A 16,982-nucleotide genomic window follows, 5' to 3' on the forward strand; every position below is an offset into this window, starting at 1 on the left:
GCCCCTTCGATTTCGAAAGGAACGGTGCTCTTTTTGTATATCTTAGTTATGCATCTGGTTATACATTCTGTTTACATATCTTCATTTGTACGTCTAAACGTTTAGATTATGAAAATTTAGGCAGCCAGTCGCCATGAGCTTCAATCAAATCGTCGCACATCGCCACGATGTCGTCCATGGACAGCTCAGCAGCTGTATGCGGATCCAGCATAGCCGCGTGATAGATATGCTCTTTTTTGCCTGTCATAGCCGCTTCGATGGTGAGCAACTGGGTGTTGATATTGGTACGGTTCAGCGCTGCCAGCTGTGGCGGCAGATCACCAATATAGGTTGGGTTGATGCCCGAACCATCGACCAGACAAGGAACCTCGACACAAGCTTCGCGTGGCAGGTTGGTGATGAGCCCGTTGTTTATAACGTTACCGCCAATTTTGTACGGGCGATCCGTCTCCATCGCTTCCATGATATGCGAAGCATATTCATGGCTGCGGGTATGGTGAATATTTTCACTCGCAAACAGCTTCTCTCGCATTTCCTTCCATTCTGCAATCTGGTTTACACAGCGACGCGGATACTCATCGAGTGGAATGTTGAAGCGTTCGATCAGTTCCGGATAGTTGCGTTTGATAAAATACGGATGATATTCCGCACTATGCTCAGAAGACTCGGTGACATAATAACCGAAGCGATGCATCAGTTCATAACGTACCATGTCATCATGTGTCTCCTGCTGTTTCTGTCTCGCAAGACGTTTGATCTCAGGATACAGATCGACACCATCCTTTGTTACTTCCAGGAGCCATGCCATGTGGTTAATCCCGGCGATTTTGGCAACGACACCCGTCTGGTCAATCCCCAGCGTATCGAACAGATGAGGTACGCAGACTTGTACACTGTGACACAGACCGATCGTTTTAATTCCGCCATGCACGTTCATGACATTGGTGAGTACAGCCATCGGGTTCGTATAGTTGAGGAACCAGGCATCCGGGCACACTTCCTGCATATCCTTGGCGAAGTCCAGCATCACCGGAATGGTACGCAAGTTACGGAAGATTCCGCCAATGCCGAGCGTATCGGCAATCGTTTGACGCAGGCCGTATTTCTTCGGAATCTCAAAATCGGTAATCGTACACGGGTCATATCCGCCCACCTGAATGGCATTGATGACATATTTAGCTCCGCGGAGCGCTTCCTTGCGATCATGGTATGTTTTAACGGAACAGCGGCTTCCTAGCGACTGAGCCAAACTTTTTAACAAACGCTCCGAGTCACTTAGACGTTCAGCATCAATATCAAACAAGGCCAGTTCAAAGTCCTGCAAGGCCTCCGTCATCATCACATCACCCAATACATTTTTGACAAAAACGGTGCTGCCTGCACCGAGAAACGTAATTTTGTTCATTTCAACTTCATCCTTCCCGAAAAATGTTGTACCCCAACTATAGGCCGAACAGGCTCATATCACTATGGCTCAAACCCTCTCAAATATGGCATAATCCCATTTTTGTTTTCGTTTTCAGCAAGATTTCCTTTCTTCCACCTGTTATAATTTATTGTAAGTACAGATAAGAGAATATGTGAGATTACATTAAAGATGTCTTTTTAACCTTATTGTCGAAAGGAGGGGGCACATGAGTCGGAAAGTGGAAATGAATGTGGTCTCTGCCGGCTGGACGCAGATGGAACTGGTTTTGTTATTTTATGGCTGGGAGGCATGTGATCCTGCCCACTATTGGGGGCCGGGGGTGCGTGATTCCTATATCGTGCATTACGTACATGAGGGTCGTGGTACGGTATATATGGGGGATCGGGAATATCCTCTGAGCGAGGGGCAAGGATTTCTCATTTTACCCGACACGGTCATTCATTATGAGGCGGATGCACATGAGCCTTGGACGTATTCATGGTTTGGCTTCAGAGGTGTTCAGGCGAAGGCTTTTATGCAGCGTGCGCAGTTAAGCGAGGAGCACCCGGTGTTTACTGCTCATGATAAGCATATGATGGCAGTGCTGTATGACGAGATGCTTCAGGCTGGAACGAGCTCCGTTGCAGGAGGGGATGTGTTACATCAAAGTCTGTTATACCGACTTATGGCGGCATTAATCGCATCCTCACCGATCAAAGAAGAAGAAAATCCGCTCCTTTCGACGAAAGAGACTTATATTCGGCAGGCTGTGCAGTTTATGGAGAACCGGTATAGCCAGCGTACGTCCATTCTGGATATCGCACAGGCGGTCGGGCTGGATCGAACGTATTTATCGGGATTGTTCAAAGAGCGATACGGCAAGTCACTGCAAGCCTTTTTCCTGGAGTATCGCATGAATCGTGCAGCGGAATTGCTTCGTAACCCGATGCTGTCTGTGAGTGAAGTAGCCCACTCCGTTGGATACACCGACCCGCTGCTCTTTTCCAAAATGTTCAAACGTGTGACGGGGGTGTCGCCCAAGGGCTCGCGAGTGCGAGATTAGCCGCATTCATGATTTTAAATTTTGAAAGAAAAGTTTTGAACATTATTCCGTATGCCGCTATACTGATACAGAAGTGTAACAGATACCCACTTTTAGTGAATTGAATACGTGGAACTTGGTGCTCTACCCGCTGGGGTAGAAGCTTAAAAGGGAAGTCCGGTGAGATGCCGGCGCGGTCCCGCCACTGTAACAGAGGAGTCAGGCAGCATATCCACTGGTCTTACGAAGACCGGGAAGGAGCTGTTATGGCAATGATACTGGAGCCAGGAGACCTGCCAGGTTGGACAAACACAGCAGTACCCTACGGGAGATAGGAAGGTGTTTAAAGAGCATGATTTTTTTCTGAAAATCTGTTTATTTAAGGCGTCCTTATCCCGTGAAACGGAAAAGGGCGCTTTTTTGGCTTGAATTGGCTTGAATTGAATTGGCTTGTATTGAATGGAATGAGAATGAAGGCGTACACGCGCATTAAACCGGGAAGGGCGTTTTATTATTGGGCAGATATATCGTTAAACGGTTATTACAACTGGTCGCCGTTCTGTTTGGAATCACCTTCCTGACATTTCTATTAACGTATCTGTCTCCTGGAGATCCCGCCAGACTGATGCTGATGTCTACCGGAGTCACACCTTCGGATGAACTGGTCAGAGAGGTGGGGTCAGAGCTTGGGCTGGACAAGCCATTCTTGGTTCGGTATGGCACATGGCTGGGACAAGTAGTCACCGGAGACTTTGGTACGTCGTATAAATATGACCGTCCGGTGCTGGATGTGTTAATGTCCCGCCTTCCAGCAACGCTCAAGTTAACCGGGAGCGCAATGCTTCTGGTGATTTTGATTTCCTTTCCGCTCGGAGTTCTTTCGGCTGTACGCCGGAATCAATGGCTGGATTATGTGATTCGCCTGTTTTCGTTTGCCGGTCTATCCATGCCGAGCTTCTGGCTGGGGATGTTGCTGATGCTGGTATTTGGTGTGCAGCTGAAGCTGCTGCCGATCATGGGTAGTTCCGGCTGGAACAGCCTGATCCTGCCTGCTGCGACACTCGCGATTCCATTGATCGCCCAATACAGCCGGCAGATTCGTGCAGTCATGCTGGAGGAGACAAGCCAGAATTACGTAGTGGGTGCAAGAGCAAGAGGTGTGAAGGAATCAATGATTATTTGGCGACATATTTTGCCCAATTCACTGTTGCCAATTGTGACCTTGCTAGGCATGACAACAGGAGCACTACTTGGCGGAGCAGCAATTGTGGAGAGTTTATTCGTATGGCCGGGAGTAGGACAGATGGCGGTGGATGCCATTTTCACCCGCGATTACCCCCTGATACAGGGTTATGTAATCTGGATGGCAGTCATCTATGTCACCCTGAATCTAATCGTGGATCTCTGGACACATCTTCGTGATCCGCGCATTCAACTGGATGTGGATGTGTAGATGGCGATGAAGATTCGAGCATATCTGACACAACGTCGTCTATTTATTTTCTTGCTATCCCTGACCACAGGCTGGATCGTTCTGGCTCTGATTGCGCCGCTGCTGGCGCCTCATGATCCACTTGCTACGAATTTTGCGAAAGTGTTGCAGCCATCCAGCCCCGAATATCCACTCGGTACGGATCAGCTTGGGCGATGTGTCCTGTCCCGACTTTTATATGGAGCACGCACCTCTCTGTTGCTTACATTTATGATGATCGGTATTGTTTTCAGCTTAGGGGTAGCGGTTGGTGTCATTGCAGGTTTTCTGCGAGGGCTGGTGGATACGGTACTGATGAGGCTGTGCGATACGTTGATGGCATTTCCGGGTTTGATTTTTGCGATCGCCGTAGTCGGAATGTTAGGGCCGGGACTGTTTAACACGGTGGTTGCACTCTCCGTCGTCTGGTGGGCAAAGTATGCACGGATGGCCCGAAGCCTGGTCATTGCTCTTCAGCAAAAAGAGTTCGTCACTGCCGCTGCGTTCAGCGGTGCGCGTAAAATCCAAATCATTCGCAGAACAATTTTGCCGAATATGTTGCCCCCTTTGATTGTCATGGCCATGATGGACGTGGGCGGCATGATGTTGTCGATCTCGGGCTTGTCCTTTCTTGGACTCGGCGCACAACCGCCCGATCCGGAGTGGGGAGCGATGTTGAATGAAGGCAGAAGATATCTGCAGACTGCGCCTTGGCTGTTAATCTATCCGGGGCTTGCGATATTTGGCACGGTTATCATTTTTAATTTGCTGGGGGATAGTCTGCGAGATGTGCTTGATCCCAAGAAAAATACAGTGTAACTGAGGGGAATGTGAAGTATGGGTAAGTTTCAAAAAACATGGCTACTGGCTATCATATCAATGATGACTATTCTGTTGCTCGCGGCCTGTGGTAACGACAAAAATTCAACACCTTCATCATCCGATGTTACGGGGAAAAAGGCAGGAGTGAATGCGAGTGGTGCGGCTGGTGAGGACAAGAAATCACATCTGAATGTGGCCTTGTTCTGGCTGGGGAGTAGCCTTGATCCTGCGGAGGAATGGAACGGCTGGACGCTGACGCGCGCGGCTATTGGGGAGACGTTGATTCAGTTTGATGAGCAGATGAAGATCGTCCCCAAACTTGCCGATAAGTGGGATCGGATCGATGATACAACCTGGCATTTTCATATTCGCGACGGAGTAACGTTCCATAATGGCAATCCCGTGACTGCGGATGCGGTAAAAAAATCAATCGAACGCTCCATCTCGCTGAATGAGAGAGGTCAATCCACACTGCCAATTGCGTCAATGACTGCCAAGGGGCAGGATCTGACGATCAAAACAACACAGCCGGATGCCTCACTGCTAGGCAATATTGCCGAACCACTGTTTATTATCGTGGATACGAGTGCAGACACATCAAAATTCAAGAGTGAGCCCATCGCTACCGGGCCGTTCATGGTTACAGGATATACGCCCGACCAGGAGATTCAGGTGAAAAAGTACGATAAGTACTGGGGTGGCGCGGCTGATCTGGATACGATGACACTGAAATACATCAAGGATGACAATACACGGGCGCTGGCACTGCAATCAGGGGAAATCGATGTAGCGAGTAATGTGGGACGCAGCCAGATGCCTCTTTTTCAGGATAAAACACAATATACGATTGATGAAATTCCGAGCCTCCGTACGCAGTTTGTGTGGTTTAACACGACCCATTCACTGCTAAGCGATGTAAAGGTTCGCCGTGCCATCTCATACGGAATTGACCGCGAAATGTACGCGAATACGCTGGTGGGTGGACAAGCAGCCAAAGGTCCGTTTACCTCTGCATTGCCTTTTGGGTACGACAAAATTACCGGATATGATTACGAACCCGCGAAGGCAAAACAATTGCTGGATGAAGCCGGATATAAGGATACAGATGGAGATGGTATTCGGGAGAAGGATGGGAAGAAGCTATCGTTACAGCTCATCCTTAACTCAGCTTATGAATCCGATTCCGTTGTGGCTGCTGCGATGCAGTCCCAGCTTAAAGAAATTGGGGTTGGGCTGGAGCTCATCTCATATGAGGATCTCACCGACCATCAGAAGAGTGGGAATTATGATCTGGCTCTGACGAGCATCAATACAGGCATCACGGGTGATCCGCAGCATATTCTCGACTTTTATTTCAAAACAGGCGCAGAGTGGAATGTTGGCGGATACAGCAATCCGAAGCTTGACGAGCTTATTGAGCGTCTTCACTCGGAGTTTGATGTGGAGAAGCGTTATGCACTTGCGGCAGAAGCGCAACAGATGATTCTGGATGATGCTGCTTATATGTTTTTGACGTATACACCGATTAATATCGTGAGCAAAAGTAATGTAAAGGGTGCAACGATGTACCCGATCGACTTCTATCTGCTAGATCGCAACATTAAGGTCGAGTAGTGATGACGTCCTTGCGTAGGGGAACGACATCTTTGCTTGTTGAGGTGAAGAATCTGTCGGTAAGTTACAAGGAAGGCGTGCCTTCCTTGCAGGATGTATCCTTTTCGATGAAGCCAGGAGAAATCATTGGCATTGTGGGGGAAAGCGGAAGCGGGAAGTCGACCCTGATCCGGGCTTTGCTGGGACTACTGCCTGTAGGCGGACGATACACGGGAGGAGAGATTGTCTTTCGGGAGAGGGTGTTGCTGCGTGACTCGCAACAAGATTGGCAGGGGTTGCGTGGCAAGCGAATCGCGATGGTATTTCAGGACAGCGGTTCATACCTGAATCCGATTCGTAGTATTGGAAGTCAGTATGTGGAGGCCATTCGTGCCCACCTGCCTATGTCCCGTAAAGAGGCCTGGAAAATGGCCATTCACACTCTGGCCCGTATGGGGCTGGATGATCCAGAGCGAGTCATGCATGCCTATGCTTCTCAGCTTAGCGGAGGAATGAAGCAACGAACCGCGATCGCAATGGCGGCTACGTTAGAGCCGGAACTGTTGCTAGCGGATGAGCCGACGAGTGCGCTGGATGTTACGACTCAAAATGAAGTAATGAATCAATTGAGCAGGCTTTGTGCGGACAAGGGAACGGGCATGATGCTCGTGACGCATAATATGGCGGTTGCAGCCCATATGGCTGATCGGATCGGTGTGATGTTAGACGGCAGGTTAGTGGAACTGGGAGATACACTGCGTGTCATATCGAATCCTGACCACGAGTATACCCGCAAACTGTTAGAAGCTGTACCTGAACTGGAGGGGAACCATACATGATCAATGCCGGATCACCCATTCTAAAACTGAGTAACGTATGTAAAACGTACGAGATGAAAGGGCGGCAGGCTGTTCAGGCTTTACAGAATGTAGATCTTGCGTTATATCCCGGGGAGTGTCTGGGTATTGTCGGGCAGAGTGGAAGCGGCAAAAGCTCACTGGCCAAGTGTGTAACTCAGCTGGAACAGGTGACTTCAGGAGAGATTTGGTACTATGGGCAGGAGATTACCCGTTTGAAAGGTGAGAAGCTGCGCCAGATGCGTAAGCAGATTCAGATGGTCTTTCAGGAGCCTGCGGCGATTTTCAACCCACGCATGAAGGTGGGCATGTTTATCGGTGAGCCTCTGTTGAATTATAAAATGATGAAACGGCAGGCGGCTGCTCAGGAAACACGCAGATTGCTGGAGCGCGTTGGATTGTCTGCTATGGATGCGGATAAGTATCCACATGAATTAAGCGGCGGGCAACAACAGCGAGCTGTCATTGCTCGTGCGATTGGTTTACGGCCTGAGATCATTTTGTTTGACGAAGCTACCTCTGCTTTGGATGTTTCCATTCAGCAACAGGTTTTGGATCTGCTTATGGAACTACGTAGGGAGACGGGAGTTTCCTCCATATTCATATCACATGATCTTGCTGTGGTGCAGCAAGTGAGTGACCGTATTGCAGTCATGCATCAAGGGAGAGTGGTGGAGGTTGTGAACAGCTCCAAGCTGACCAGTTCGGCCAATCATCCGTATACCCGAAGTCTGATGTCCTCCGCTCTGTCGCTGAGAGGGTTGAAGGGTGAAATGCAGAGGCGGGAGCGTGTGGTGGTATTAGCGGGAAGTAGATAGATCATGCTAATTATGAATAAAGATTAGAGGAGAAAAGGGTTATCTGGAGTTGAATTCTGTTGATGAATGAATTCATTCGAGATAACCCTTTTGCCTTTTTTGATAGTTGTCATCTATACGGAGATAAGCTGTTCTGACTGGCAGAGTAATTTTGTAATCCGAATATTTGAACGTAATCCTTGACCCTTTACTTAATCCTCAATGAGGCACTTGGGACTGAAAGTCATTTCGACTGGACTGGTCTGCATGATAAAAGACAATATCGCCATCCTTCAATGGCCACCTGCTGCTGTTAGTAGTGCTGTTATTAAATGCAGGTGGGTGGTTGAAACCCTCCAACTGCCACTGATTCATAAGTGGAGCATGGATATATTGCAGATGCGGTGCCTGTGTATTGCCGTTGCGTAGACTCTCGATATTAAAGTTGACGACGATGTACCCATTTTTCAAAAAGATATCAGATTGTTCATCTAGCTTATTCTGTCTGGCAAGGGGTTCAAGATTTGTGCCTTTGGGAACAGCGTACACATCTGCCGGCAGACTGTATTCCCCGTACCACCGCTGGATTGCAGCATTGGCCCTGTCAACGTTAACGCTGGTAGGGATATTTGTTTTAGGCCCAATCAGTGTACGAATCGGCGCCGTCAGAATCATCCAGTCATAACGGCCTGTCCAGGTTTTTTGGTGTGAAGTCTGGTTGGCGACTTTGACCATATGTTCTGCTAATGTGAGACGATTGCGTTCGTCTGGTGAAAATTCATACCTATATTGGTAACCTGCCGCATCGCTCAATTCGGTGCCGGGTACAGTACGCAGTCGTGAGTTCAACACAACAAATCGTTTCTCCATATCCTGCGCAGAACCAATTCGAATAAGACGTTCCTGCCCCCGATGGTAGTATAGATCAACATCCTGACGGGAGGAGTTATCCTTGTTTATAAAAGAAAATGTGGGTGTTATTCGAATACCATCCTGTTTTCCGAACATATTACCCTTCGTCTTGAGATCAAACTTGAAGTGATAGCCTGTTTTCACAGCAACGTTCCGAAATCCTTCGACCGGATGACTGCCAGGCCTAATCGGCAATACAAATGGAGCAAGGTTCCCTCGGGGGTCACCATCGATGCTACGTAATCCGCTCCAGTAGCTATGACCTGTAGGTTCCGGGCCATCTGGTCGTTTGCGGAATACACTCTCCCAATTATAGTCGGATACATCAGTCACATGAAAGTCATACAGCCTGCCGATCACATCTACAGGTATCTTATCGCTTGCAACATGATGAGTTAGATCGGTGTTGGCATCGGGTTGCTCTGTGAAGTTTGCTGGTGAATTCTCGGCGATGTTCCGAAATTCGATGGTATATTTCCCCTCGTCCACCCATACTGGAATATAGAATGTTGTATCCATTTGGTTCACCGGAATGTTGACCCATGTGTGGCTTGGGATGAACTGTGTTCGATCTGCTGTGTAGACGTCAAACGGGAATAACACCTGTTTGATACGAAAATATTTGGCATATTCCCGGTTGCCATATCCGGGATAACTGGATGCATCTAGGTGCTGTCCGGATGTAGGGATACGCACAATGAAGGGGCGCTCCAAAATCAGTGCAGCACGGGTAGGGTCAGGTGTTGTTTTCTGATTATGCGGCTGATCGTCCGACACCCATGCGTAGTTTACGACGGGGGTGTGCACCGTAACAGTGTTTATCCCATGAATCGGAAGTATCTTGTTGGCTCCGCCGTTCACGTTACCTGGTAGTAGATCATAATAGATCTGGCCAGAACTTTCCGTGTTGGCTTTGTTTCGCAGGGAACTGCTGATCCTGTGGTTGGGAGTGTACAAGACATCCCGTCCAATTGTTGTTGGTGAAGGAATGTTGTTCGGCAGTGGCCCATCCTTGGTAGTTTCGTTATCATTCATGATCACTGCATTATTGAACTTCACCAAATCATTTTTTACGGTGCTTTGTGGTGTGTTAGTTTCCGCCATTCCCTTTAATAGGGCTGTGTCATCTGGTAAATCCGGGGGTGTATTCAAGCCACCTGTTAGTTTGGATGGAGTATAAGAGATGGATGACGTTTGTCCTGGCCTCACATGACGTTCAACGGCAGAGTCATTGCTGGATTCAAGTGTCGGTGGAACATAACCAGCAGGATTCATCGTAATGGTTTCGCCAGGCAGTGCATAATTTTTCATCGTTGCTTTGACGAGCTTGTACACTTCAAGATTGCTAATCATCCAGTAGGAATAGTCTCGTGTAATTTGAAAGTTGTATGGTTTAGGAACGGTATCATTTTTAGGTATAGGTGTGCCATCCCTACATCCGTCGTCATTACAGACCTGCGGCCCAGGTACGGTCCATTCTCTATCATAGGAGATGGTGATATTACAATCATATATTACTTTGCCGCTCATTTTGGTCCAGGCTTGCTTGAATAGATAATTGTCCGCGAAGGCGTTAGTGTAAAGAGACTCGGAAGTAGGAATTCCTTTCAATACATCGAATGTTTCATTACCTCTGTTATCTGACTTTATTATACCTGTAACGTTGGGATCAAGGTCACTCATATTCATCGTTGTACCTGGAGATGGTGATCCAATCGTAGGTGTACAGCCACCACCGCCTCCGCCGCTATCTCCCCCGCCGGTATTCCCGCCTCCGTCGTCACCACCCCCGCCGGTTCCCTGTTCAACACCGATAGTTGTTCGAGTCGTTAATTGAAATCCGTCTTTTTCCCATAAAACCGTGATGGATGTAGTGCCTCTGCTAACCGCTTGTACCATCCCGGAGTTACTTACCGTTGCAACCGAGGGATTGGAGGACTCCCACGTGGTCGTTCCTCCGCTGCCTGTGTTTACATTGGTTTCTGCACCAAAGTTGCCATCCCCTGTCTTGGTTTTAACCGTCGCATTGAGCTGTTTGGTTTGATTTAACCGGATTTGCCCTCCAGGAGAGAGGTTGATTTCTTTGGTGGTTTCGGCATTACCGAACCAATATAGGTCTGTGAAAAATATATAATCAGCAGAGTATTTTGGTGGATTATAGGGTCTATGAGCGGTTGGTTCTATGTTTCCACCAATCTGCATATTAAATTTAGCTCTTCTTTCAGTAAAAGACTCGACATTTAACAATATCGGTTTTCCAACTTCGTAATAAGCTGTATTATCCATATATTTTGGAGAAAGTGAGGCTGAAGTGATGTCACTTCTACGATATGCTTCGTCATTTCTATCCATGTAGACCTGAGCTTGATAGCTAGGTGCTTCTAATGATAAATCGATACAGACAACTGATGATTCAGGTTTGTTAGTGGAGTAATTATTACTTAGGGTTTGCCCGTTGCACTCTCCATCCACTCTCCATCGCATATTATCTAATTGGTAGATATATATTCCAATATTTGTAGATCCTTTTCCTTCTACAGGTACTACTTTCTTTTGAGTTTTTGCAGGTGAAGAAGGTTCAAAACGTGTAGGTCCTAGTATTGGTTTGTTTCCTGGACCTCCTCCTGCAAAAACATCAAAGGAGGAGAAAGGAAGCAATAATAAAATAATAGTGACTATAAAACTTCTTTTTAGTTTAGAAGATAGAAACATAGTGTATCATCCTTAAAATTCAATTTATTAATTAGGTATTACTCTATAAATAGTTCCGTCCTTTACAGTAATGAAGATCCCAGGTCTAAGTTCTTTATCAAAATGTAATAAACCACTCCCCCAATAGCTAGGGTTTCTAACAGTGAATACTCCTTTTGGGCCAAGGAAATCATTGATGTGCTTAGCTCCATAATCTCTAGAAGCTGAGGTGCTGGGTGAAGTTAAAGTGTTAATCGTGGGAGAGTTAATCAGACTTCCACCTTGCAATTGAGTCATAGATTTCTTGATGCTGATATCAAACTCGGAAAAGGAGTAATAAGCACCTCGCAAAGGTTTGTTTTTTTCTTCAACAAAAATATCGTAATAAATGCTTCGAGCATTTCCCTCTACATATGGGTTAACAACAATCCAATTTTTTATCTTCAAATCTGCATAATTTGTTACAGTCACCAATTCTTGATTTCGGATTTTTGAGAAATCACCAGTTATCTTGCTGTAATCATAAGATTCAGAGAATTTCTCAGGCCCTGGTTTCTGATACCTCGGTGCAATCACACTCAAATTGGTGCCTGTCAATCCCACCTGCCGCAGTTCATTCAGCCCTTGAAGATCGGCAGGTTTGGTTTTGGCCACGGACGCGTAACGACTGAGCAACACGGCGACTTCTGCCCGGGTTGTGGTGCGGTTTACGCCAAATGTCTTATCATTCGCAACGCTCATCAGCCCGGTTCCAAGGGCAACGGCGACAGCATTTTTTTGCGAGTCGGCCAGCTTGCCTGTAAAATATTCCTTCGCAGGAATGACGGTGTTTGTTACATCCGAGAGAGCCTGTCCATAGTCTGAATCCACTACACTCAATCCTTGTGTTAACCATTCCGCCATTTCGCCCCGTTCAAGTGCAGCTTGAGCATCCAGTTTGCCCTTATAACTGGAAGGACGGATAAATCCTTTGGCAATCGCCGTAGAGACACCATTTTTAGCCCACTCCGGTACATCTGTAAAATGATTCGGTTCAGCAGTCGGTAGCTCCGGCTGATCATTCAAACGTGCTAAAATACTAGCCATTTCAGCTTTGGTGACGGGTAAACCTGGTTTAAACGTTCCGTCTGCATATCCCTTGAAATAACCTTTCTCTACTGCGGAATAAATTGCTGAGGATGCCCAGTGGGATGCGGGTACATCTTTAAATGAGCTGACGGCTTGCGCTGCTTCGACTGTACTAGTGCCGCCCATTCCCGCCAAACTTGCATATCCCCCTACGAATAAAGCTAGTGCTGCTAAACTGGAAATCATCTGTTTTCTCATGAATCTAACTCCTCTCAATGGATATAGAATGACCCTGATATGTACTTACTAGGATTCTATTTGCTAAATTTGTAATAATAATCAATATTCTACCATGTATATCCTCTCAAAACACAAAAAAGGCCACGAATCTGCAGATTCATAGCCTTATGCTTTAAGGTCTCTCGAAATATGTAATTCATTTCAGTTATTGTTCAATACATAGAGGATACTCCATTTTCCAACATTTGAAAACCCCATGTACATAAAAATAAATTCAAGCAATCGGCGTTCCATTCGGTAACGGATGATCTGGGGAGAGCAGGATGACATCACCTTCGCCGGGAACACCGCCCAGTACAAGTACCTCGGACACGAAACTGGCGATCCGCCGAGGTGGAAAATTCACGACAGCAACGACCTGTTTGCCAATCATCATCTCGGGCGTGTAACGGTGGGTGATCTGGGCACTGGAATTTTTTAAACCGAGTGGCCCGAAATCTATTCTCATCTTAATCGCAGGAACACGAGCCTTCAGAAAAGGTTCAGCCTCTACCACGGTACCTACCCGAATATCATGTTGCATGAACTCTTCAAAAGTAGCCATAGATAAACTCCTCTCAACGAAACGATGTCATATAGTATAGATGATATATCCATCCCCGAAAACAAAAAATCCAGATTACGCTGTATCGTAACCTGGATTAATCCCTGAAAAACTCTGTTTTTCTTTATGCAATTTTGATTAAGATCTGTTCCAGTTTTCTCCCGTGAGATATTTCTCGGTAAGAATGGACAGCATCTGAATCCCTACTTCATTATGCCCGCCCTCAGGGATGATGATATCCGCATACTTTTTGGACGGTTCGATAAACGCATCATGCATCGGTTTTACCGTTTCGAGATATTGTTTGTACACGGATTGAATCGAGCGTCCACGCTCTTCCATGTCCCGCAGTACTCTGCGCAGAATGCGTACATCGGAGTCGGTATCTACAAATACCTTGATATCCAGCAGTGTACGAAGATGCTCATCAATTAGAACGTGTAACCCTTCGACAATGATGATGTGGTTTGGCGCAAGCTCAATCGTTTCGCCTGCAGCGCGGTTATCTATGGTGAAGTCATACACAGGAGCATACGCTGGCTGGCCCTTTTTTAACAGGGTGAGATGTTCGATCAACAGATCGTTATCAAAAGCAAACGGGTGATCATAATTCGTCAGTCTGCGTTGCTCAGGTGTGAGGTCTGACTGGTCTTTGTAATAATTGTCTTGGGATATGAATGTAACTTTGGCTGATCCCAGACGTTCAATAACGGAGCGAGCTACCGTTGTTTTGCCGGAGCCGGTTCCTCCGGCGATACCAATAATGAGCATGGTTGTTCCATAAACCTCCCTAAAGTGGCAGCATGATCAATCGATAAAGAGTGCCCAAAATGTTTTATTTTTAAGCGCGATCTGCATGTCTGTCTGCGAATACACAATTCCTTCATTGTATCACAGCTCGCGAACTTTTTCATCTTAAGGAACAGACCATGTTTTGCCTTCAAAGGAGGAAGCTCATTTTCAGATGTATCATTCTAACGTTGCGTAGAGTGTGATTTATGACCCTGGCATTTTCCAAGGAAGAATCAGCTTTTGGCCGATCAGGCGGGTAAGCAGACTAAGCACAATAAACCCAAGCACACTTCCTGAAGTATTGGCGATCAGATCATTAATATCGGTTGAGCGGCCGTTGCCTAACGCAATTCGAATCACGAGTTGCAATAGTTCAATAGTTAAACTTACCGTTAAGCCTGTCTTCGCCACTTTTTTTATGGAGTTGACCGAAGGTCTCCAAAGAGGAAGCAGGAATCCTAACGGCATAAACAGCAGGATGTTCAAAAGAAAGCTTGGCGCATCCGCAGTCAGCAATGGAACCCACTGAATGTTTGAATACCAGGGTGTTTGGTTGGCATACATCCCGATGTTCACATCAATGGGGAAAAATACAAAATGCATCATGCCCAGCATATATATCACAAATGTCAGCATCAACATATACTGTTTGCCTGTATATCTGGCTTTGCTCACCCTGGCATGAATCACCAGAGTGAGCAGGATCAGAATAAACAGTGGCACAAGAACTACAAAGGATGAAATGGTAAACTGAATGGACATGCGATAACCCCTTTGCAAGGAAATGAAATTGAGCTATGGCAGCTGGATTTTCATTTCCATCCCCTTAATGAATTGATCGTCTTTAACCTCTTCGGCAAAATCATCTTTCACCTTAAAAGGCTTCACAATCAGGTATTTCATATCCTTGGCTGTGGTAGCATAGATGTTTACCCAGTTCAACTGGTTTGCTTGATACACACCTTCACCGCTCAATGCAGTCAATTGTCGGCCTTGATCATCATAGACAGCGAATCTGATTTCACGTAGCTGTTTCTCTTCTTTTTTACTTAACGTTTCTTCCCCTTTTAACGCGATCGAAGCAGTTAGACGAGTCGTAATAGGGGTGACCTCGGCTTTGTTCACAGTGACCGTGTACAGATCATTTTCTATCGTGCTATTTGGCTGAACGTTATGAGTGTCCGTTGTAGATTTAGTGAACGGAACGGTCAATTCGAACTCATGATCCATACCTTGCAACTTCAACTTCACTTTAGCTTCGAACTGATCCGGGATGGCGCCTGTGTGATCTGCAGGAATAACCTGTTCAAAAAGCAACGTATCAGGCTCGTTCGCTCCGGCTGAACTATAGAACAGACCGCTATCTGGACGAGAACCGTTCACATCGAAAAATACATTTTCAACGCCACTGCTCAGCTTTACGATATCTTTGCCATTGTCGTACATGCCCTGATTGAGATTAGGTGCAGTAACATGAACGAGAAACGCTGCACGTGTGCCGTCATAGACCGTTTCTAATACTTTGAATTTCACATCCTGATAAGTGAAAGAGCTGTTCACTGGTGTAGTCAAACCTTCGTTGCCTGCTGTTCTCAGACCCATATCAGCTTCAATCGAGCTGAAGAGACTGCCTATCAGTGGAATGTTGCGCAACGAGTCAGCCATTGCTGGAGAGACAAAACCGGATGCAAATACGGTTAAGCCCAGCACACCTGCTGCGACAGCGACTCCTGCGGTACGGCGTAGTCCTTTATGAACACGTCTTGATGGATGAGTCTGAAACGACTCTATATTCATTTGGCTAGCTGATTCCGGAAGGGAATCCAGTGTGGCATCAATGCGGTTACGTACGATATTAGACATGATAGGACGTTCCTTGGCTTGTTCTTTTAATTTTTGATCGAGATTAAACGGGTTCGACATGTAATTTTACCTCCCGAAAGTTTTTGAATTTTTGGTATAGCTCTTTCCTTGCCCGGTTCAGTCTCATCTTCACGGCACTTTCAGACAGGCCCAGTGTATCGGCGACTTGACGCAGGCTCATATCTTCAAAATAGTGCAGTACAATCACAATGCGTTTGGTTTCTTCCAATTGATCGACTGCTTCTCGCATATCCACCTCATCGTATGGACTGGATTGTGCCTGATGTTCTGCGGGTACGTCTGCGTAAGAAGTGGAGAGAGAACGGCGGGATAACAAGGTATTGCATTCATTAATGAGAATACGGAACATCCAGGTTTTGAAATACTGTGGTTCCCGAAGGGTATGCATGGATTTGTAGGCTTTCAGGATCGTCTCCTGAATTGCGTCCGCGGCATCCTCTTCTTTGCGCAGCATGGATATGGCGGTATTGTATAGGGAATTTTCGATCTCTCGGATCAGCCTGATGAAAGCTTCACGATCTCCCTGGATAGCCTGTGTGATGAGATCGGGTGAATCCATAGTTAACAGCTCCTTTCGTAACGGGTTTATATCGTGTTAGAGATACATCTCTTGGCCGGTTTTACATAGATTAGACTGCCGGGTGGGGCAGATGGTCACATTTATTTTTGAATAAAAAAGTTCTAGTTGGTTAGACGCTTAGGAGCAACAGATGCCCTTCATGCGTAGCAAAATGCCAAAGTACAGGTTACATAGGAAGCAGGCTCTGATTCTCCTGATATTAACCAATTGACTTTTCGAAG

General features: G+C 46.5%; 14 protein-coding genes and 1 riboswitch. Of the genes, 6 read left to right on the top strand and 8 right to left on the bottom strand.

What is annotated here, in order from left to right; genetic code table 11:
• Positions 1–106 precede the first annotated feature (106 nt).
• Positions 107–1,405, bottom strand: a complete 1,299-nt coding sequence (locus tag M3629_RS24430) for an alpha-glucosidase/alpha-galactosidase (protein ID WP_090924222.1) — start codon at positions 1,403–1,405, stop codon at positions 107–109.
• A gap of 229 nt (positions 1,406–1,634) precedes the next feature.
• Between M3629_RS24430 and M3629_RS24435 the strand changes: the two genes are divergently transcribed.
• The 6 genes from M3629_RS24435 (at position 1,635) to M3629_RS24460 (ending at position 8,011) form a co-directional block, all read left to right on the top strand.
• The gene (locus M3629_RS24435; RefSeq protein ID WP_251511012.1) at positions 1,635–2,471 is read left to right on the top strand and encodes an AraC family transcriptional regulator; all 837 of its coding nucleotides are present in this window, start codon (positions 1,635–1,637) and stop codon (positions 2,469–2,471) included.
• Positions 2,472–2,570: 99 nt separating this feature from the next.
• Positions 2,571–2,765, top strand: a riboswitch (cobalamin riboswitch).
• A gap of 199 nt (positions 2,766–2,964) precedes the next feature.
• Positions 2,965–3,903: a nickel ABC transporter permease gene (gene nikB, locus M3629_RS24440; protein WP_251511013.1), complete on the top strand. Its 939-nt coding sequence runs from the start codon at positions 2,965–2,967 to the stop codon at positions 3,901–3,903.
• The gene (gene nikC / locus M3629_RS24445; protein WP_251511014.1) at positions 3,904–4,740 is read left to right on the top strand and encodes a nickel transporter permease; all 837 of its coding nucleotides are present in this window, start codon (positions 3,904–3,906) and stop codon (positions 4,738–4,740) included. It begins immediately after the preceding gene.
• An 18-nt stretch (positions 4,741–4,758) separates the two neighbouring features.
• Positions 4,759–6,357 carry an ABC transporter substrate-binding protein gene (locus M3629_RS24450; protein ID WP_251511016.1) on the top strand — a complete coding sequence of 533 codons (1,599 nt, stop codon included), beginning with the start codon at positions 4,759–4,761 and terminating at the stop codon, positions 6,355–6,357.
• A 2-nt stretch (positions 6,358–6,359) separates the two neighbouring features.
• Complete coding sequence (locus tag M3629_RS24455) at positions 6,360–7,175, top strand: ABC transporter ATP-binding protein (protein WP_251511017.1); 816 nt, start codon at positions 6,360–6,362, stop codon at positions 7,173–7,175.
• Complete coding sequence (locus M3629_RS24460; protein WP_251511018.1) at positions 7,172–8,011, top strand: ABC transporter ATP-binding protein; 840 nt, start codon at positions 7,172–7,174, stop codon at positions 8,009–8,011. Before M3629_RS24455 ends, M3629_RS24460 begins: the two co-directional genes overlap by 4 nt.
• Positions 8,012–8,209: 198 nt before the next feature.
• Here M3629_RS24460 and M3629_RS24465 read toward each other — a convergent pair whose 3' ends face one another.
• The 7 genes from M3629_RS24465 to M3629_RS24495 form a co-directional block, all read right to left on the bottom strand.
• Positions 8,210–11,104 carry a DUF5704 domain-containing protein gene (locus M3629_RS24465; RefSeq protein WP_251511019.1) on the bottom strand — a complete coding sequence of 965 codons (2,895 nt, stop codon included), beginning with the start codon at positions 11,102–11,104 and terminating at the stop codon, positions 8,210–8,212.
• A 537-nt stretch (positions 11,105–11,641) separates the two neighbouring features.
• Complete coding sequence (locus M3629_RS24470) at positions 11,642–12,919, bottom strand: S-layer homology domain-containing protein (RefSeq protein WP_251511020.1); 1,278 nt, start codon at positions 12,917–12,919, stop codon at positions 11,642–11,644.
• Positions 12,920–13,175: 256 nt separating this feature from the next.
• A complete protein-coding gene (gene csaA, locus M3629_RS24475; protein ID WP_251511021.1) occupies positions 13,176–13,505 on the bottom strand; it encodes a chaperone CsaA in 330 nt (109 codons plus the stop codon).
• A gap of 138 nt (positions 13,506–13,643) precedes the next feature.
• On the bottom strand, positions 13,644–14,276 hold the full coding sequence (udk, locus tag M3629_RS24480) for a uridine kinase (RefSeq protein WP_090924213.1): 633 nt from the start codon (positions 14,274–14,276) through the stop codon (positions 13,644–13,646).
• 225 nt (positions 14,277–14,501) lie between these two features.
• A complete protein-coding gene (locus M3629_RS24485) occupies positions 14,502–15,059 on the bottom strand; it encodes a VanZ family protein (RefSeq protein WP_251511023.1) in 558 nt (185 codons plus the stop codon).
• 33 nt (positions 15,060–15,092) lie between these two features.
• The gene (locus tag M3629_RS24490) at positions 15,093–16,220 is read right to left on the bottom strand and encodes a DUF4179 domain-containing protein (protein WP_251511025.1); all 1,128 of its coding nucleotides are present in this window, start codon (positions 16,218–16,220) and stop codon (positions 15,093–15,095) included.
• The gene (locus M3629_RS24495) at positions 16,204–16,740 is read right to left on the bottom strand and encodes an RNA polymerase sigma factor (protein WP_251511026.1); all 537 of its coding nucleotides are present in this window, start codon (positions 16,738–16,740) and stop codon (positions 16,204–16,206) included. The genes M3629_RS24490 and M3629_RS24495 overlap by 17 nt, the downstream gene beginning before the upstream one ends.
• Positions 16,741–16,982: the final 242 nt, after the last annotated feature.

The organism is Paenibacillus polysaccharolyticus (assembly GCF_023714295.1).
GTDB classification, from domain to species: Bacteria; Bacillota; Bacilli; order Paenibacillales; family Paenibacillaceae; genus Paenibacillus; species Paenibacillus polysaccharolyticus_A.